The 17,750-nt window shown below is 70.5% G+C and carries 19 protein-coding genes and 1 tRNA gene; 10 read left to right on the forward strand and 10 right to left on the reverse strand.

The features are described from left to right. Nucleotides 1-4 precede the first annotated feature (4 nt). Together OG898_RS16985 and OG898_RS16990 are read left to right on the forward strand one after the other, a co-directional pair. Nucleotides 5-2,287 carry a DUF6571 family protein gene (locus OG898_RS16985; protein ID WP_266957774.1) on the forward strand — a complete coding sequence of 761 codons (2,283 nt, stop codon included), beginning with the start codon at nt 5-7 and terminating at the stop codon, nt 2,285-2,287. Then, nucleotides 2,287-2,835 carry a hypothetical protein gene (locus tag OG898_RS16990; RefSeq protein WP_250741097.1) on the forward strand — a complete coding sequence of 183 codons (549 nt, stop codon included), beginning with the start codon at nt 2,287-2,289 and terminating at the stop codon, nt 2,833-2,835. Before OG898_RS16985 ends, OG898_RS16990 begins: the two co-directional genes overlap by 1 nt. A 60-nt stretch (nt 2,836-2,895) precedes the next feature. Here OG898_RS16990 and OG898_RS16995 read toward each other — a convergent pair. Continuing rightward, nucleotides 2,896-2,967 (reverse strand) — tRNA-Cys (locus OG898_RS16995). Nucleotides 2,968-3,123: 156 nt separating this feature from the next. Then, nucleotides 3,124-3,528, reverse strand: a complete 405-nt coding sequence (locus tag OG898_RS17000) for a hypothetical protein (protein ID WP_250741098.1) — start codon at nt 3,526-3,528, stop codon at nt 3,124-3,126. Between the two features lie 138 nt (nt 3,529-3,666). Between OG898_RS17000 and OG898_RS17005 the strand changes: the two genes are divergently transcribed. The 7 genes from OG898_RS17005 to OG898_RS17035 all read left to right on the forward strand — a co-directional run bounded on the left by OG898_RS17005 (nt 3,667) and on the right by OG898_RS17035 (nt 9,873). Then, entirely contained in the window at nt 3,667-5,124 is a 1,458-nt protein-coding gene (locus OG898_RS17005; RefSeq protein ID WP_250741099.1) for an MFS transporter, read from the forward strand. Between the two features lie 165 nt (nt 5,125-5,289). Beyond that, nucleotides 5,290-5,490 (forward strand): hypothetical protein, encoded by a 201-nt coding sequence (locus OG898_RS17010; protein WP_250741100.1) that lies wholly within the window; start codon nt 5,290-5,292, stop codon nt 5,488-5,490. A gap of 77 nt (nt 5,491-5,567) precedes the next feature. Further along, a complete protein-coding gene (locus OG898_RS17015; RefSeq protein ID WP_250741101.1) occupies nt 5,568-5,972 on the forward strand; it encodes a type II toxin-antitoxin system death-on-curing family toxin in 405 nt (134 codons plus the stop codon). Next, the gene (locus OG898_RS17020; protein ID WP_266957777.1) at nt 5,969-6,145 is read left to right on the forward strand and encodes a hypothetical protein; all 177 of its coding nucleotides are present in this window, start codon (nt 5,969-5,971) and stop codon (nt 6,143-6,145) included. The genes OG898_RS17015 and OG898_RS17020 overlap by 4 nt, the downstream gene beginning before the upstream one ends. Then, on the forward strand, nt 6,142-7,926 hold the full coding sequence (locus OG898_RS17025; RefSeq protein WP_266957779.1) for a DEAD/DEAH box helicase: 1,785 nt from the start codon (nt 6,142-6,144) through the stop codon (nt 7,924-7,926). Before OG898_RS17020 ends, OG898_RS17025 begins: the two co-directional genes overlap by 4 nt. A gap of 404 nt (nt 7,927-8,330) precedes the next feature. Then, nucleotides 8,331-8,972 carry an IclR family transcriptional regulator gene (locus OG898_RS17030; RefSeq protein ID WP_054222485.1) on the forward strand — a complete coding sequence of 214 codons (642 nt, stop codon included), beginning with the start codon at nt 8,331-8,333 and terminating at the stop codon, nt 8,970-8,972. 100 nt (nt 8,973-9,072) lie between these two features. Further along, nucleotides 9,073-9,873 (forward strand): S16 family serine protease, encoded by an 801-nt coding sequence (locus OG898_RS17035; protein WP_250741104.1) that lies wholly within the window; start codon nt 9,073-9,075, stop codon nt 9,871-9,873. On the opposite strand, the gene OG898_RS17040 is transcribed toward OG898_RS17035, so the two are convergent. The 8 genes from OG898_RS17040 to OG898_RS17075 all read right to left on the reverse strand — a co-directional run bounded on the left by OG898_RS17040 (nt 9,800) and on the right by OG898_RS17075 (nt 16,414). Further along, on the reverse strand, nt 9,800-11,107 hold the full coding sequence (locus OG898_RS17040) for an MFS transporter (protein WP_250741105.1): 1,308 nt from the start codon (nt 11,105-11,107) through the stop codon (nt 9,800-9,802). The genes OG898_RS17035 and OG898_RS17040 overlap by 74 nt on opposite strands. Then, complete coding sequence (locus OG898_RS17045; RefSeq protein ID WP_250741106.1) at nt 11,104-11,358, reverse strand: hypothetical protein; 255 nt, start codon at nt 11,356-11,358, stop codon at nt 11,104-11,106. The genes OG898_RS17040 and OG898_RS17045 overlap by 4 nt, the downstream gene beginning before the upstream one ends. A 49-nt stretch (nt 11,359-11,407) precedes the next feature. Next, a complete protein-coding gene (locus tag OG898_RS17050; RefSeq protein WP_250741107.1) occupies nt 11,408-11,992 on the reverse strand; it encodes a transcriptional regulator in 585 nt (194 codons plus the stop codon). A gap of 88 nt (nt 11,993-12,080) precedes the next feature. Beyond that, nucleotides 12,081-12,971 carry a glycine betaine ABC transporter substrate-binding protein gene (locus OG898_RS17055; protein ID WP_266960293.1) on the reverse strand — a complete coding sequence of 297 codons (891 nt, stop codon included), beginning with the start codon at nt 12,969-12,971 and terminating at the stop codon, nt 12,081-12,083. Between the two features lie 96 nt (nt 12,972-13,067). Beyond that, nucleotides 13,068-13,934 (reverse strand): ABC transporter permease, encoded by an 867-nt coding sequence (locus tag OG898_RS17060; RefSeq protein ID WP_266957782.1) that lies wholly within the window; start codon nt 13,932-13,934, stop codon nt 13,068-13,070. Then, nucleotides 13,931-15,160, reverse strand: coding sequence for a betaine/proline/choline family ABC transporter ATP-binding protein (locus OG898_RS17065; RefSeq protein ID WP_250741312.1), 1,230 nt, complete (start codon nt 15,158-15,160; stop codon nt 13,931-13,933). The genes OG898_RS17060 and OG898_RS17065 overlap by 4 nt, the downstream gene beginning before the upstream one ends. A 73-nt stretch (nt 15,161-15,233) precedes the next feature. After that, entirely contained in the window at nt 15,234-15,881 is a 648-nt protein-coding gene (locus tag OG898_RS17070) for an ABC transporter permease (protein ID WP_250741110.1), read from the reverse strand. A 62-nt stretch (nt 15,882-15,943) separates the two neighbouring features. Further along, complete coding sequence (locus OG898_RS17075; RefSeq protein WP_112448141.1) at nt 15,944-16,414, reverse strand: Lrp/AsnC family transcriptional regulator; 471 nt, start codon at nt 16,412-16,414, stop codon at nt 15,944-15,946. Between the two features lie 133 nt (nt 16,415-16,547). On the opposite strand from OG898_RS17075, the gene hppD reads away from it, so the two are divergent. Beyond that, the gene (gene hppD, locus OG898_RS17080) at nt 16,548-17,699 is read left to right on the forward strand and encodes a 4-hydroxyphenylpyruvate dioxygenase (protein ID WP_250741111.1); all 1,152 of its coding nucleotides are present in this window, start codon (nt 16,548-16,550) and stop codon (nt 17,697-17,699) included. The last annotated feature ends 51 nt before the right edge of the window (nt 17,700-17,750 follow it).

Here is a 17,750-nt window from a genome sequence, read left to right on the forward strand (position 1 = left end):
GCACGTGCTGACGTACGAGAACGTGATGAACGCGCCCCTGGGCCCGCTCCAGACCGCGATCACCGACTGGGCCGCGATGGTCAAGAAGTTGGACGAGCTGGCGGAGTCGGCACGCAACGGCATGAAGGTCAAGTCGGACAAGGCCCAGTGGAGCGGCGTCACCGCGGGTGTCGCCCGCTCCCTCGTCGACAAGACGGCCAAGGAGTTCGACGACGCGGCCCGGCAGGCCAAGGGCATCCACCTCCTGCTCGCCGACGGGCACGCCACCCTCAAGGCGGTCCAGGAGCAGATCAAGAAGCTGGTCGCGGACGCCCCGGCCGCCGGGTTCCGCATAGACGAGACCGGGCGGGTGTCGGCCATACCGCTCGCCGACCCGCAGGATCGTTACGCCGCCCAGCACGACCCGGACTATCAGGAGACCCTCCGCAGGAACCGCGGCCTGTGGCAGGACCGGGTCAACCGGGCCGTGGAGGACGCCCAGGACGCGGACGACTCCCTCGTGCGCGCGCTGCAGGCCAATGTCACGGACGACAACAACTTCACCGCGCCGAAGTACGAAACCCTCGATGCCGAGCAGGTCGACCGGGCTGCCGACCTGATGAAGAAGGTCACCGGTGACGGGGGCACGGCCCGCAATCCCGAGGCGCTGCGCGAGCTGGAGGACCTGCTCGACGACAACCGTGAGGACCCGGAGTTCGCGACGGGCTTCTACCGGAAGGTCGGCCCCGAGGGCACGCTGGAGATGTACGCCACCATGTCTCTGGACGCCACGAGCCTCGGCGTCCCGGGCAGGGACCGTGCGCTGATGGTCGCGAACATTCAGAGCGACATGGGCGCGATGCTCGGCCTGGCCACGCACAAGGACGTGCCGAACCACCTCGACGCCGCGTGGACGACCCAGCTGATGAAGGCCGGCCGCAAGGAGATGCAGGTCACCGGCGGTGTGACGACGATCTACGGCTATCAGGCGCTCGGTGCGCTGATACGCGAAGGGACGTACGACAAGGAGTTCCTGACCGCGGTCGGCCGCGACATGGTCGCGATGGACCGCAAGGATCCGAAGGCGTGGGAGTACCACACCCCGTACGGCCTGGACTCGGTCCTCAACCAGGGCGGGGGCGGCGGCCGGGGCTTCTACCCGCTGACGGGCCTGATGGAGGCGCTGGGCAACAACCCGGATGCGGCGACCGCGTTCTTCAACGAGCCGGTCCGCGAGGACTCGAACGGCGACGGCATCGTCACCAAGGACGACAAGCCGGTCGGCGGTCAGCACGGCAAGGACCAGGGCATGGTCGACTACATGCTCGACAAGAAGCCCTACATGGACAGCTTCGACATCGCGAAGGCGGGTGACCTGCACCCGGCGCAGCAGGCGCTGGGAGACGCGCTGACGGTGGCGGTCTCCCACCGCAGTCCGGGCGACGAGGACGCCCCGCCGGTCCCGCACACCAAGGAGATGGCGGCCGTCATGGAAAGGGTCGTCGAGAAGATCGGCGACAAGCCGGAACTGGTCGTGGCGGAGCCCGGCAAGGGTGGACCGCTCAATGGCCTGTCCGGCCACTTCGGGCAGATGGCGGCGGAGTACATGCCGGACCTCCAGGTCTCGGCGGAGAACGGCAGCCGGACGATCAAGACGAACGGCGAGACGGCCGAGTTCCACAAGGCCGACATGGCGGCCTTCATCGGGGTCGTGGGCCAGGACCCCGATGCCTACGGGGCGATCACCAACTCGCAGCGGGCGTTCACGACAGCGCTGATCAACGACGTCATCGTGCACCGGAGCGAGTACGAGGACGTGGACGCGGCGATCAAGGTCGCCGTGCATCCCGGCGGCCAGATCGCGGGCATCCTCTCCGAGGCCAGAGCCGAGGGAACGTTCGCGGAGAGCGGCCACAAGGCCGAGGAGTACGTCAAGGGCGTCGAGGACAACGCCAAGTGGATCAACCGCGGCATCAGCGCGGTGGGTGGCAAGTACTTGGAAATGGTGCCGGTGGCCGGAGACATCGTGGAATGGCTCCAGGAGGACATCACGGAGGGCGTGGTGGAGCGAGCGACGAAGGATCAGGCGGAGAAGAAGGGCGAGGTCGATCACAAGGCGGTGATCGAGTACACGGACGCAGAAAAGGCGGCCGGCGAGTCTGCGGCCCAGTCGGTGCGCAAAGCCGCGGAAGGTACTGGCATGAGTCAGAGGACCATCGACGCCCTTGCCGGTGTGGCATCCACGGAGACGTCCAACGCCCACGCGGTCGGCCGGGGTCACGTCGCGACGTCGAACGGAGGCTCCTGATGGGCAACGCCCGCATCCCGCTCGTGGTCACCGTGGCACTGGTCGCGGTGGCGGCGCTGGCCGGCTGTTCGGAAGAGAAGAAGTCGGCCGCTGCCAAACTGCCGGAACGCTCCTGTTTCGGGGTCTTCAGCCGATCCGATCTGGAGCCTCTGGTGGGTCCCGGCGATGAGGTGAAGGACGCCTCGCCGACCGATGTCCGGCTGAACGCGGAGCGCCGGGGGGCGACGTGCAACATCTACGTGGACGGTCGAGGACGGGTCCTCGTCACGGCCACCCGCCAGCCCTTGGGGCAGAGCTTCTTCTGGCCGGACACCGGTGAGACCCGGCCTGCGCCGGAGCCGCTCGCACTCGGAGACAAGGGGCGTGTGTGGGACACGGGTGCCACCGTCGCCCTCACCTGCAAGGGAGCTACGGACTCCTTCGAGCTCGAGCTCGGGATCGGCGGCTCCGTGGAGCACATGAAGCCCGCCGACCGGCGCCCGCTGTTCATCGAGCTCATGAAGAAGTTCCTGGAAGTCGCCAAAGAGCAGACCCGGTGCGGCGTGTAGCGCGGACACGGCGAAGGCCGCTCGGGGGGAGCGCCTTCCCCTGAGCGGCCTTCGGTCCAGAAGCCGTGACCGGAATCGAACCGGCGTAACTCGCTTTGCAGGCGAGTCCCTCAACCACTCGGGCACACGGCTGGGTGGTGATGTGTATGACCGTACGAGGGTGCGGGAGGGTGGGGAAGGGATACGCGGGGCGTGCAATGCGACTGCCATGCCGCGTTCACAGTCCGGGGTGCGGAGCGCGACCCTTACGGCCCGGCCTCGCAGCTCCTACCCGGTCGCCCCCCCGGCTCAGAGCTCCTTGGTGGCGTTCAAGCGAGTGATCTCGGCAGCGTAGGCGGCGGTGCGGACCGCCGATGCGCCGGATACGTACAAGCCGGTGCCGACCGAGGCCAGGGGGAGGGAGAGGAGGAGAGCGGCGAGTATCGGGCCCCAGTCGCGCTCGGCGTCACAGCGTTCACCGTCGTCTTTGGCGTACGACACCGCGAACGTCCTGCTGTCCTGGTGGAACGCGCGGGACTCGCACTCGACGGGCTTGGAGTCCCCACCCCGGTCGATGCTGAAGGGGAACACGAGCAGGTAGCCCATCCACAGCCAGATGAGGGCGGCCGTGGCCAGCAGTCCCCGGCCCCACCCCTGCTGGCGCAGTCCGCGCACACGGAACTCTCTGTCGTATATCTGTGCCAACGAGTTCATGGGGGCGAAGCTGGCGCAGGCCGGTCGTCCGGGACGTGGCAAGCCGTCGGGGGGCCGGCAGGCCTAGGACCAGGGGCCGAGGTGGGATACGCCGAAAGGACAGGGTCGATACGGGGGTACGCACCTTACTCTGGGGCGATGAGCGTCCTCCCCCAGCGAGCTGCTGCACCGGCCGAACCGATACCCGACCACCCGAAGGGCGGGATCTTCGGGCCCGCGTACCGGACGCTCAGCATCGGGATCATCTCCGTCATCTTCCTGATCGCCTTCGAGGCCACCGCCGTCGGGACCGCCATGCCCGTGGCGGCCCGGGAGCTGGACGGGATCGCGCTCTACGCCTTCGCCTTCTCCGCCTACTTCACGACCAGCCTCTTCGGGATGGTGCTCTCCGGGCAGTGGGCCGACCGGCAGGGCCCGCTGCGGCCGCTGACCGTGGGGATCGGGTCCTTCGCCGCCGGGCTGGTGTGTTCCGGGACCGCCGGGGCGATGTGGATGTTCGTGCTCGGGCGGGCCGTGCAGGGGTTCGGGGGCGGGCTGGTCATCGTCGCGCTCTACGTGGTCGTCAGCCGGGCCTACGAGGAGCGGCTGCGGCCCGCGATCATGGCGGCCTTCGCAGCGAGCTGGGTCGTGCCCTCGATCGTCGGGCCGCTGGCGGCGGGGACCGTCACCGAGCACCTCGGGTGGCGCTGGGTCTTCCTCGGGATACCCGCGCTGGTCTTCGTACCGCTCGCGGTGGCGCTGCCCGCGATACGGCGGAACGCCTCCGGGCCGGTGGACCCCGAGGCTCCGCCCGTGGCGTTCGACCGGCGGCGGATCCGGCTGGCGCTGGGGATCTCGGTCGGTGCGGGGCTGCTGCAGTACGCCGCGCAGGATCTGCGCTGGCTGTCGTTGCTGCCGGGGCTCGCGGGGGCGGCCCTGCTGGTGCCCGCCGTGCTGGGGCTGCTGCCGCGCGGGACCTACCTGGCGCGGCGCGGGCTGCCGTCGGTGGTGCTGCTGCGGGGCGTGGCTGCGGGGTCGTTCATCGCGGCGGAGAGCTTCGTACCGCTGATGCTGGTCACCCAGCGGGGGCTGAGCCCGACGATGGCCGGTTTCTCGCTCGCCCTGGGCGGGGTGACGTGGGCGGCCGGCTCGTGGGTGCAGTCGCAGGGGCGGGTGGCGCCGTACCGGGAACGGCTGATGGTGCTGGGCATGATCATGGTCGCCGCGTCGATCGCCGGAGCGCCGGCGGTGCTCGTGGAGTGGGTGCCGGTGTGGACCCTGGCGCTGGTGTGGGCGCTGGGGTGCCTGGGGATGGGGCTCGTCATCGGCTCCACGAGCGTGCTGCTGCTGAAGCTGTCGGCGCCGGAGGAGGCGGGCGCGAACTCCGCCTCGCTGCAGATCTCGGACGCGCTGGCCAATGTGGTGCTGCTGGCGGCGGGCGGGGCGGCGTTCGCCGCGCTGGGCGGGGGAGCGGTGGGTGCGGCGCACTCCGTGGCGGAGGGGGCCGGGGCTTCGCACCCCGGTGCGTTCGTCGTGGTGTTCCTGCCGATGGCCTGCGTGGCACTGGTGGGGGCGTGGGTGGCCACCCGACTGGATGCGGAGCCCTCGCGGGGCTGAGGGTCGCTTGCCGGGTGCAGCGCCGCTGCCGGGGGCCAGCCCCCGGACCCCGCGCCTCAAACGCCGGCGGGGCTGGATTTGGCCGGCGTCGGCCTGCGCGTGCGGGGTGTGGCCGGCGTCGTTAACCGGGCGCATGCCCGGGGTGGGGCTGGCTAGCATCCGGGGATGAGTGAGCTGATCATCGACATGCCCGACGCCGAGCGGGCGGAGCTGGCCGATCTGGCCGATGCCACCGGGCAGAGCGTCGAGGAGGCCGTACTGGCCGCCGTTCGGGGCTGGGTAGAGGGGGAGCGGGAGCGCGCCGGGGGCGAGGCCCTGCGACTGGCCGGGCGGCATGCCGGGCTGCTGAGGCGGCTCGGAGAGTGAGCGGGGTCAGCGGGATCGGTGGAACCGGCGGGGTGAGCGGAACCGGTGGGACCGGCGGAGTGGACGGAAGCGGCGCGATGAACGGAATCGGCACCCGGCACCTCACACTCCGGGAGGTCCTCGACCTGGCGCAGTACGCCTGTCTTGCCCAGGACCAGCCCGTCGAGCTGCGGGCTCCCGGGCTGCTGGAGTCGGCCGTGCACCGGCCGCGGGCTCGGATGTTCGGGACTTCGGCGTACGAGGACACCTTCGAGCAGGCGGCCGCGCTGCTGCACGGGATCGCGACGAACCACCCCCTCGTCGACGGGAACAAGCGCACCGCCTGGCTCGCCGCCGCCACCTTCCTCGCCCTCAACGGAGTCGATCTCGGTGATGTCGATCAGGACGCGGCGTACGGCCTGGTCATCGACGTGGCGTCGGGCGACGAGGGGGACACCGGGCGGATCGCGGAGCGGCTGCGCGCGCTGAACCCGCGAATGTGACGCTCGCCGCACGCGCCGAGGTCACGGGCCTGTCCCTCCGCGAGGGGCGGGCCCGGGCCGGTAAGGTGGCCCGGTTGTCCTACGTACGACTGCCCGTACCGCTGGCCGTACCGATGCCCGGAATGCACGCCCGGAACGGATACGCCGCCGAGAGCCCGAACCGGAGACCGTGACTACTACCGCCTCCCACCACCTCTCACCCGCCTTCCCCGGCCGCGCGCCGTGGGGTACCGCCAGCGCCCTGCGAGCTTGGCAGCAGGGTGCGCTGGACCGGTACCTGGAGACCCAGCCGCGCGACTTCCTCGCCGTCGCGACCCCCGGCGCCGGAAAGACCACCTTCGCGCTGACGCTCGCGTCCTGGCTGCTGCACCACCACGTGGTGCAGCAGGTGACCGTCGTCGCGCCCACCGAGCACCTGAAGAAGCAGTGGGCGGAAGCCGCTGCCCGGATAGGGATCCGGCTGGACCCGGACTACTCCGCCGGCCCGCTCAGCAAGGACTACCACGGGGTCGCCGTCACGTACGCGGGTGTCGGCGTGCGGCCGATGCTGCACCGCAACCGGTGCGAGCAGCGCAAGACCCTTGTCATTCTTGATGAGATCCACCACGCCGGTGACTCCAAGTCGTGGGGCGAGGCCTGTCTGGAGGCCTTCGACCCGGCGACGCGGCGGCTCGCCCTCACCGGTACGCCTTTCCGGTCCGACACCAATCCCATTCCTTTCGTGGCTTACGAGGAAGGGAACGATGGAATTCGGCGGTCCTCCGCCGACTACACCTACGGCTACGGGAACGCCTTGGGCGACGGGGTCGTGCGGCCCGTCATCTTCCTCTCCTACAGCGGCAACATGCGCTGGCGCACCAAGGCGGGCGACGAGATCGCCGCGCGCCTCGGCGAGCCGATGACCAAGGACGCCATCTCGCAGGCCTGGCGCACGGCCCTCGACGCGCGCGGCGACTGGATGCCGAACGTGCTGCGCGCCGCCGACCAGCGGCTGACCGAGGTCAGGAAGGGCATCCCGGACGCGGGCGGGCTGGTCATCGCCGCCGACCAGGACTCCGCGCGCGCCTACGCCAAGCTGATCCGGGAGATCACCGGCACCAAGGCCACCGTCGTACTGTCCGACGACACCGGCGCCTCGAAGCGGATCGACGAGTTCGCCGCGAGCAACGACCGCTGGATGGTCGCCGTCCGCATGGTGTCCGAGGGCGTCGACGTGCCGAGACTGGCGGTCGGCGTGTACGCCACCACCATCTCGACCCCGCTGTTCTTCGCGCAGGCCGTCGGGCGCTTCGTGCGCTCGCGCCGGCGCGGCGAGACGGCCTCGGTGTTCCTGCCGACCATTCCCTACCTGCTGGGCTTCGCCAACGAGATGGAAGTCGAGCGCGACCACGTCCTCGACAAGCCGAAGAAGCAGGGCGAGGAAGACCCGTACGCCGACTCCGAGAAGGAGATGGAGGAGGCGAACAAGCAGGAGGACGAGGACACCGGCGACGAGGAACAGATGTCCTTCGAGGCGCTGGAGTCCGACGCCGTCTTCGACCGGGTGCTGTACGACGGCGCCGAGTTCGGCATGCAGGCGCATCCGGGGAGCGAGGAGGAGCAGGACTACCTCGGCATCCCCGGGCTGCTGGAGCCCGACCAGGTGCAGATGCTGCTCCAGAAGCGGCAGTCGCGGCAGATCGCGCACAGCAAGCGCAAGCCCGACTCGGAGGCGGACCTGCTGGAGCTGCCGGCCGACCGGCGCCCCGTGGTCTCCCACAAGGAACTGCTGGAGCTGCGGAAGTCGCTCAACACGATGGTCGGTGCGTACGTCCACCAGAGCGGCAAGCCGCACGGGGTGCTCCACACCGAACTGCGCCGCGTGTGCGGCGGACCGCCGAGCGCGGAAGCCACGGCGGGACAGCTGCGCGAGCGGATCAAGAAGGTCCAGGAGTGGGCCACCCGGATGCGGTGATTTCCTACGGAATACGGCGCGGGCGGCGGGGGGACATTTGTACGGTTCCCGCCCGCCCGGGCCGTCGTAGCGGTGGCGCCGCACCCGTGGTGGGAGGCCCTGCGGGGCCGCGCGGGACAGCCCGGGAACACGCGCCGGGGCCAGAGGCCGAAGGTCACGAATTGGCGGCGATGCGCGTTTTCAACCGGCATAAAACGGCAGTAGGCGCCCGGATTCTGGACGAGCCCTTCCGCTGAGCGAACCCGCTCGCTAGTGTCCCGGCATCGAACGCCCCGTGGCAGCGCCGCCGCGGGAGCGCAGCCGGTGCCATGGCCGCTACCGGCGGCCTCTCCGTGCGTCGCCGAGGGACCGGCGGCGCTATCCCCAGAGAGTCACCGCCGCCCACCGAAAGAGGGAGAGGCGTCGTGACCGCGGAAACCTCCCAGACTCTCGACCGAGGACTCCGAGTTCTCAAACTGCTCGCCGACACCGACCACGGTCTGACCGTCACCGAGCTCTCCAACCGCCTCGGTGTGAACCGCACCGTGGTCTACCGCCTCCTGGCCACCCTCGAACAGCACGCCCTGGTCCGCCGCGACCTCGGCGGCCGCGCCCGCGTCGGGCTCGGGGTGCTGCGCCTGGGCCGCCAGGTGCACCCGCTCGTGCGCGAGGCCGCGCTGCCCGCGCTGCGCTCCCTCGCCGAGGACATAGGCGCCACCGCGCACCTGACCCTCGTGGACGGAACCGAAGCGCTCGCCGTGGCGGTCGTCGAGCCGACCTGGACCGACTACCACGTGGCCTACCGGCCCGGCTTCCGCCATCCGCTGGACCGCGGGGCAGCCGGCCGGGCCATCCTGGCCGCCCGTCAGGGCACGCTCATCGAGCCCGGGTACACGCTCACCCACGGGGAGCTCGAAGCGGGCGCCAGCGGCGCTGCTGCACCCCTGGTGGGCATCACCGGGCTGGAGGGCAGCGTGGGCGTCGTCATGCTGGCCGACGCCGTGCCCGAGCGGGTCGGCCCGCGCGTCGTGGACGCCGCCCGCGAGGTGGCCGACGCCCTGCGCTAGCGCAGGGCCCACCAGCGGTCCGTCAGGACACCGAGCCGCGCCCCCGACCGCCGGGGGCGCGGCTCGACCCGTTCGGGGGCACCCGCGCTAGATTGGCCCGGTGCTCTCTCGCCTCACACGTCTGCCGCGTCCCGCCGCCCTCGCCGTCTGCGCCGTGCCCGTGCTCGCGCTGTTCGCCGTCGCGGCCTTCGCCCCGCTGCCCTTCGTGATCGCGCAGCCGGGCCTCACGGCCGACGTGCTCGGCTCCCGCGACGGCAAGCAGGTCATCGCCATCACCGGGGCGCCCACCCGCGAGACCACGGGCCAGCTGCGGATGACCACCATCCAGGCCACCGGCCCCTCCACCTCCGTCACCCTCCCCGAGCTGGTCGGCGACTGGTTCGACACCTCCCGGGCGGTCATGCCCAGGGAGTCGGTGTACCCGTCGGGCGGAAGCGACAAGGAGATCGAGGAGCACAACCTGGAGGAGATGACCAAGTCGCAGTCGACGGCCTCCGAGGCCGCCCTCGGCTACCTCCACAAGGACCCGAAGGACGTGAAGGTCGAGCTGAACCTCGCCGACGTCGGCGGTCCCAGCGCGGGACTGCTCTTCTCCCTCGGCATCGTCGACAAGCTCGACGGGAACGGCAGCGGCGGCGATCTCACCGGCGGCAGCACCATCGCCGGTACGGGCACCATCACCGCGTCCGGCGAGGTCGGCGCGGTCGGTGGCGTGGCCCTGAAGACTCAGGCCGCGCGGCGCGACGGGGCGAGCGTGTTCCTCGTACCGGCGGCGGAGTGCTCGGACGCCAAGTCCGAACTGCCCGAGGGGCTGCGGCTGGTCCCCGTCACTTCGCTGACGGATGCGGTTGACGCGCTGCGGGCTCTGCAGAAGAAGGGCGAATCGGTTCCGTCCTGCTGAGCAGCGGGGCCGCCGGCGCAGCCTCCATGCTCCGCCAGGACGGGAACACCAGCGGGGAGAGCGTCGCGAGGAAGTAGATCCCGCCGAACACCAGCAGCGCGCGCGTCACCCCGAACCCGTCGATCAGCAGCCCGGCGGCCAGCCCGCCCAGCGGCATCGTGAGCTCGCAGCCCGCCTGGGTCACGCCCGAGACCCGGCTGCGCAGCGCGTCGGGCACCTTCTCCAGCATCACCGTGGTCAGGATCGGGTTGAGCACGCCCGCGCCCAGCCCGGACAGCGCCATCGTCACCGCGAGCGGCAGCGGGGTGTCGGTGAAGGCGGCGACCACGTAGCGCGGGGCCCCGCACAGCAGGAACGCCGCGGCGAACACGGCCCTACGGGGGAAGCGCTCGCCCCAGGCTCCGTAGAGCAGGGCCCCCAGCAGTGCGAACCCGCCGAAGAGGGCGATCATCAGGCCGAGCGCGGTGGCTCCGCCGAGGGCGTCGCGGCCGTGCACGGGCAGCAGGACCGAGGACCAGCCCTGGTCGAGGCCGTTGGTCATCATCACCATCACCGTGATGCCCAGCAGCAGCCGGGCCCGGGTCAGGAACCGCAGGCCCTCGGCGAGTTCGGCCCGGTAGCCGGCCAGGGACACCTTCCCGGCGGCGCGCTGCGGTTCGGCGGCCGGTATCCCGCGCAGGAACGCGGTGACCAGCAGCGCGGAGGCGCCGAAGGTGGCCGCGTCGAGGAGCAGGACCGACTCGGCGCCGATCGTGGCGATCAGCAGGCCGGCCAGCGCGGCCCCGATCATGCGGGCTCCGCGCGAGACGGCGTCGTAGAGGCTGGCGGCGCGGGCGACGGTGGTGCCGGCGTGCTCGGCGAGATGGGGGAGCAGGACGTAGCGGGCGGTCAGTCCGGGGGTGTGCACGAGGCCGCCGACGGCCATCAGTGCGCACAGCATCCAGAACTCCAGCAGCCCGGTGTAGTGCAGCAGCGGGATCGCGGCCACGGACAGTCCGCAGATCAGGTCGGAGACGGCGGAGACCCGGCGGCGGCCGAGCCGGTCGATGACCGGGCCCGCGACGAGGGCGGCCACCGCGACGGGCAGGGTGGCGCAGAAGGCGACGATCCCGGCCCGGCCGGCGCTGCCCGTGGTCTGGAGCACGAACCACGGGACCCCGATGAGGGTCAGCGAACTCCCGGCTATCGAGATGGTGTTGGCGATCAGGACGGCGATGAAGGGGCGACGGCTCACGCGATGCCGCCGTGCGGGCGGGAGATGCGGGTGTTGCGGGTGATGCGTGCGTGCAGGTGCGCGGGCTGGATCAGGCGGATTCCGAGCGCGATCAGGGTCTCGCCGAGCTGGTTGCGCAGGGCGGGGGCGCGCAGGTGGGGAACGTGGCCGACGTGCGGTGCGGCCGCCCGCGCGCGGCGCCAGGCGGCGGCCTCGGCGGTGCGGGTGGCGTGGATCGCGGCGTGGTTTTCGGCATGGCTGAAGGCGTGCACGGCAGGACTCCTTCTGCGAAAGGGGTGTGTGGGGCGCTGCTCGGTGGCGCTACTTGGTGCGCACCGGGAAGGCGTGCGTGTGGACGCGGACCGTCTCCGTACCCTCCGAGGGCGGCAGATCGCGGTAGCTGTTGATCAGGTCGTGCATTTTGAGGACCAGCTCGTGGCTCTGCTCGGGGGTCAGCTGCAGCGAGAAGTCGCTGAGCTCGGAGCTCCGGCGCCACTCCAGCGACCAGGTGTGCGCCTCGCCCAGCCAGGAGGACAGCTCCTGTTCGTGGATCTTCACGATCTCCGCGAGGAAGACCTCCGCGGCACCGCGCGTGGCCGGGTCGGTGTCGTAGACCAGCGCCTCGTCGAAGATCGTGCCGTCCTGGGACGGCCGCCACCAGCGCTCACGGCCCTTGCCGTGCTCGGGGGCGTCCTCGACGAACCCGTACGCGGCGAGCTGGCGCAGGTGGTAGCTGGTGGCCCCGCTCGATTCCCCGAGCCGCTCCGCCAGCTGCGAAGCGGTGGCCGGCCCGTGCAGGCGCAGGTCGCCCAGCAGACGGATGCGCAGCGGGTGGGCCAGACCGCGCAGGGAGTGGGCGTCGAGCTTGCGGAGCTGGGGTTCGGCGGGCTTCTCGTTCTCGGGCATGCCTCAACAGTAGAGTTGCAAAGAAGTCTCTGCAAGGGTTTCTTTGCAACTACTTCTTTGCATCCGTTCCTTTGGAACTCGCCCGGACTCAGCCCTCCTTGATGAACCCCTCCGCCACCAGCCACTCCTTCGCCACGTCGTGCGGGTCCCGGCCCTCCACGTCCACCAGCGCGTTGAGCCGCTGCGCCGTCTCCGTCGTCAGCCGCTTCGACAGGGGGTCCAGGAGCCCGGCGATCGCCGGGTACTTCTCCAGGGTCTTGGCGTGCAGCTCCGGCGCCGCGTTGTAGTTGGGGAAGAAGTGCCGGTCGTCGGCGAGGGTGTCCAGGTCCATGGCCTTGATCCGGCCGTCCGTGGTGAAGGCCTCGCCCAGCAGGCAGGAATCGGACTTGGAGACCTGCGTGTAGATGATCCCGGCGTCCATCTTCATGACGTTGCCCGCCGGGATCTTCATCCCGTACGCCTTCTCCATCCCCGGCAGCCCGTCCTCCCGCGAGGCGAACTCGTTCTCCACGCAGACCGTCACCGCCTTGGGGTCGCGCTGCGACAGCGCGGCCACGTCCGACAGGGTCTTCAGCCCGTACTTGGCGTTGTTCTTCTTGCTGATGGCCAGCGTGTAGGTGTTGTTGAGGGTGGACGGCGCCAGCCAGGCCACGCCGTTCTTCACGTCCGCGGCCCGCACCGCCTCCCACTGCTCGTACGGGTCCGTGATCGGCTCGTCGTTGCCGAGGTAGGTGATCCACGCCGTGCCCGTGTACTCGTACATGGCGTCCGCGTCGCCCTGGATGATCGCCTCGCGGGCGCTGATCGACCCGGGCAGGTTGGTGCGGTCCAGCACCTCCGCGCCGGCCGCCTTGAAGATCAGGCCGATCATCTGGCCGAGCACGATGTTCTCGCTGAAGTTCTTCGAGGTGACCGTGAGCGAGGCGCCCTTGAGGGGCTGCCCTTGGCCGACCGAGCCCGGTACGACGTCGTCCACCATCGGGGACCCGCTCTTGAGCCCGCAGCCCGCCAGCGGCAGCAGGGGCAGCAGGGCGGCAGCGCAGGCCGCGGCCGTCCGTAGGGCGAGCTTGCCCATCTACGCCTCCAGCCCGCGCGGGGTCAGGACCGTCTCGGCCAGGGAGGCCAGCCAGTCCACGAACAGCGCCAGCGCCACCGTCAGCACCGAGCCCAGCACCAGCACCGGCATCCGCTGGGTCTGGATCCCGGAGGTGATCAGGTCGCCGAGGCCCCCGCCGCCGCCGAAGGTGGCCAGGGTCGCGGTGCCGACGTTGAGGACGAGGGCCGTCCGTACGCCCGCCAGGATCAGCGGGACGGCCAGCGGCAGTTCCACCTTCATCAGGGTGCCCATGGAGGACATCCCGATCCCGCGCGAGGCCTCCACCAGCTGCGGGTCGATCCCGCGCAGCCCGGCGACGGTGTTGGACAGCACGGGCAGGACGGCGTAGGCGACCATGCCGATGATCGCCGTCGAGGGGCCGATGCCGAGCCAGATGACCAGCAGGGCCAGCAGGCCGATGGCCGGGGTGGCCTGGCCGATGTTGGCGACGGCGGTGACCAGCGGGGCCGCCCGGCGCAGGCCGCGGCGGGTGAGGGCGATGCCGAGCGGGATCGCGATGATCAGCACCCAGAAGGTGGAGATCGCGGTCAGCTGGACGTGCTGCCACAGCCGGAGTTCGACGTTGCCGTCGGCCAGGGAGTTCTCGGCGATGGTGTCGAGGGTGGCATTGGTGATCCACAGGTACGTGGCCAGCAGCACCAGCGCCAGCACGATGGGCAGGGTCACCAGCCGGGCCCAGGTGAGCCGGCGCCCGGGGCGGGGCGGCGCGATGGAGGCCATGACGTCCTCGGCGGGCTCCGGTTCCTCCGGATCGCGGAAGACGTGGCCCTTGAGCTCGTGCTCGCCGGGCGGGCGTTCGGGGGAGACCGGGTTGCGCGGGCTCATGAGCCCTCCGAACCGTCCCGGGGCCCCGAACCGTCCCGGAGCCCCTCCAGGTCCCGCTCGACGCGGTGGTGGCGCAGCTCCTCCAGGTCGTGCGCGTGCTCGGCCGCCGTCAGCCGGTCGGCCTCCAGCATCTCGTGCACGGAGTTCATCAGGGTCTCCATGTCCACGACGCCGATGTACTCGCCGCGCCGCCCGGTGACGGCCACCCGGCCGCCGCTGTCGGTGAGTACGGCCTCCAGGGCGTCGTGCAGGGTCGCGTCCCGGGTCACCGTGTCGTGCACGAGCTGGCCGGCCCGGGCCAGGGAGCCCTTGGCGCGCATCAGGTCGCCGCGGCGCAGCCATTTGTACGGGCGGCCGCGCCGGTCCAGCATCAGCAGCTCGTTGCCCTGGCCGGCGCGCAGGGTGTTGAAGATCTGCTGCAGCGGGTCGTCGACGGACACGGTCGGGAACTCGGCGATCTCCACGTCCCGCACCCGGGTGAGGTTGAGCCGCTTGAGGGCCGCCCCGGCGCCGACGAAGCCGGAGACGAAGTCGTCGGCGGGGTTGGTGAGGATCGCCTCGGGGGTGTCGAACTGCGCGATGTGCGAGCGCTCGCGCAGGACGGCGATCCGGTCTCCCAGCTTGATGGCCTCGTCGAAGTCGTGGGTGACGAAGACGATCGTCTTGTGCAGCTCGTGCTGGAGCCGGATCAGCTCGTCCTGGAGGTGGTCGCGGGTGATGGGGTCGACGGCGCCGAAGGGCTCGTCCATCAGCAGGACGGGCGGGTCGGCGGCGAGCGCCCGGGCCACGCCCACGCGCTGCTGCTGGCCGCCGGAGAGCTGGCGCGGGTAGCGGCCGTGGAACTCGCGCGGGTCCAGGCCGACCAGGTCGAGCATCTCCTCCACCCGGTCCTTCACGCGGGACTTGGACCAGCCGGTCATCTTGGGGACCAGGGCGATGTTCTCGGCGACCGTCATGTGCGGGAAGAGCCCGGAGGACTGGATCGCGTACCCGATCTTGCGGCGCAGTTTGACCGGGTCCATGTCGGTGACGTCCTCGTCGCCGATGCGGATCCGGCCGGAGGTGGGCTCGATCAGCCGGTTGATCATCTTGAGGGTGGTGGACTTCCCGCAGCCGGAGGGGCCGACGAAGACCACCAGCTCGCCCGCCTTGATCTCCATGGAGACGTCGTCGACGGAGGGGTTGGGGTTGCCGGGGTAGCGCTTGGTGAGGTTCTCCAGCTGGATGGTGGCGCCGGAGGTGGCGGCCGGCTGCGGGCCCGCCTCCGGCTGCGGGCTCGTCGTCGGCGCGGACGTCGGCTCAGACACGGATTCCCCTCGGGATGGTGAGACGGCCGAGCAGGACGTACGCGGCGTCGAAGAGCAGGGCGAGGATGACGACGCCGAGCGTCCCCGCCAGGACCTGGTTGATGGCGTTGGCGCTGCCGAGCGAGGCGATCCCGCGGAAGATCTCGTTGCCCAGGCCCGGCCCGGAGGCGTAGGCGGCGATGGCCGCGATGCCCATCAGCATCTGCGTGGAGACCCGGATGCCGGTCAGGATCGGCGGCCAGGCGAGCGGCAGCTCCACCTTCAGCAGCTGGGCGCTGCGCGACATCCCGATGCCCTTGGCGGCATCGACCAGGGCGGGATCCACCCCGCGCAGTCCCACGATGGAGTTGCGGACGATGGGCAGCAGCCCGTACAGCGTCAGGGCGATCACGGTCGGCGCGACGCCGAGGCCGACGATCGGGATCAGCAGGCCGATCATGGCGAGGGAGGGGATGGTCAGCACCGTGGAGGTGGAGGTGACCGCGAGGTTCCCGGCCCAGCCGCTGCGGTAGGTCAGGACGCCGATGGCGACGCCGAGGGCGGTCGCGATCACCATGCACTGGAAGACGGCGCTGGCGTGCTGGAAGGCGTCGGTGAGGAGCTGCTGGTGGCGGTTGGACAGGTAGGCCCAGAAACTCACGCCACGTCACCTCGTCCGTTTCGTCCGTCGTTCTCGCCGGTCGTTGCCGCGGGTCGGTCGGATCAGTCGTCCTCGGCCGCCTGTTCGACCAGGGGGATGATCCGCAGAGGTACGGGATTTTCCATGACAATCGCCGTCGAAGCCCTCACGATGCCATCAAACGCGACAACCCGGTCGATCACCCGCTGGAGATCCGCGTTGGAGCGGGCCACCAGCCGGCACAGCATGTCCCCGTGCCCGGTCGTCGTGTGCAGCTCCAGCACCTCCGGGACCCCGTCCAAGTGGGCCCGTACGTCCGCGCCTTGCCCCTGTTTGATCTCCAGCGTGGCGAAGGCCGTCACCGGGTATCCCAGGGCCGCCGGATCCACCTGGGGACCGAAACCGCGGATGACTCCGTTCGACTGAAGCCTGTCCAGCCGGGCCTGCGCGGTGCCGCGCGCCACGCCGAGCCGGCGCGAGACCTCCAGGACCCCTATCCGGGGCTCGCGGGCGAGCAGGACGATGAGCCGGCCGTCGAGTTCGTCGATTCCCATGGCTGCCTCCGGGGTGGTCGGTCGGTGGTCATAGTGCACAGATATCCCAGCCATGGTGGGCTGAGACTGGTCAGTCTGTACAGCAGAAATGGAAACTATTGCGCAGCTTGTGGAACGGCGGGACTCTGCGGTCATGACTGAGACCCAGCCGCTCGACACCGCACCGCGCACCGCCGCCAAGGCCGATCCCTTCCCCGTCAAGGGCATGGACGCGGTCGTCTTCGCCGTAGGCAACGCCAAGCAGGCCGCGCACTACTACTCGACCGCCTTCGGCATGAAGCTCGTCGCCTACTCCGGACCGGAGAACGGCACGCGCGAGACGGCCAGCTACGTCCTGACCAACGGCGCCGCGCGGTTCGTCCTCACCTCGGTCATCAAGGCCTCCACCGACCGCGGCCGCTTCCTCGCCGAGCACGTCGCCGACCACGGCGACGGCGTCGTCGACCTGGCGATCGAGGTCCCGGACGTCAAGGCGGCCTACGCCTACGCCGTCGAGCACGGCGCGCGCGGCCTGGACGAGCCGTACGAGCTCACCGACGAGCACGGCACGGTACGGCTGGCGGCCATCGCCACCTACGGCCAGACCCGGCACACCCTGGTCGAGCGCGGCGACTACACCGGCCCCTACCTGCCCGGCTTCGTCTCCGTCGACCCGATGGTCGAGCCCCCGGCCAAGCGCACCTTCCAGGCCATCGACCACTGCGTGGGCAACGTCGAGCTCGGCCGGATGAACGAGTGGGTGGCCTTCTACAACAAGGTCATGGGCTTCACGAACATGAAGGAGTTCGTGGGCGACGACATCGCGACCGAGTACTCGGCGCTGATGTCGAAGGTCGTCGCGGACGGCACCCTCAAGGTGAAGTTCCCGATCAACGAGCCGGCGATCGCGAAGAAGAAGTCGCAGATCGACGAGTACCTGGAGTTCTACGGCGGCGCCGGCGTCCAGCACATCGCGCTCGCGACGAACGACATCGTCCGCACGGTGCGGGCGATGCGGGCGGCGGGCGTGACCTTCCTGGACACCCCGGACTCGTACTACGACACGCTCGGCGAGTGGGCCGGCGAGACCCGGGTGCCGGTCGAGACCCTGCGCGAGCTGAAGATCCTCGTCGACCGCGACGAGGACGGCTACCTGCTGCAGATCTTCACCAAGCCGGTCCAGGACCGCCCGACGGTCTTCTTCGAGATGATCGAGCGGCACGGGTCGATGGGCTTCGGCAAGGGCAACTTCAAGGCCCTGTTCGAGGCGATCGAGCGGGAGCAGGAGAAGCGGGGCAACCTCTAGAAGGTTGCGGGGACCGGGTTGAGTGGCCCGGCGGGGCTGGATTTTCCAGCC

The organism is Streptomyces sp. NBC_00193 (genome assembly GCF_026342735.1).
GTDB lineage: Bacteria > Actinomycetota > Actinomycetes > Streptomycetales > Streptomycetaceae > Streptomyces > Streptomyces stoeckheimensis.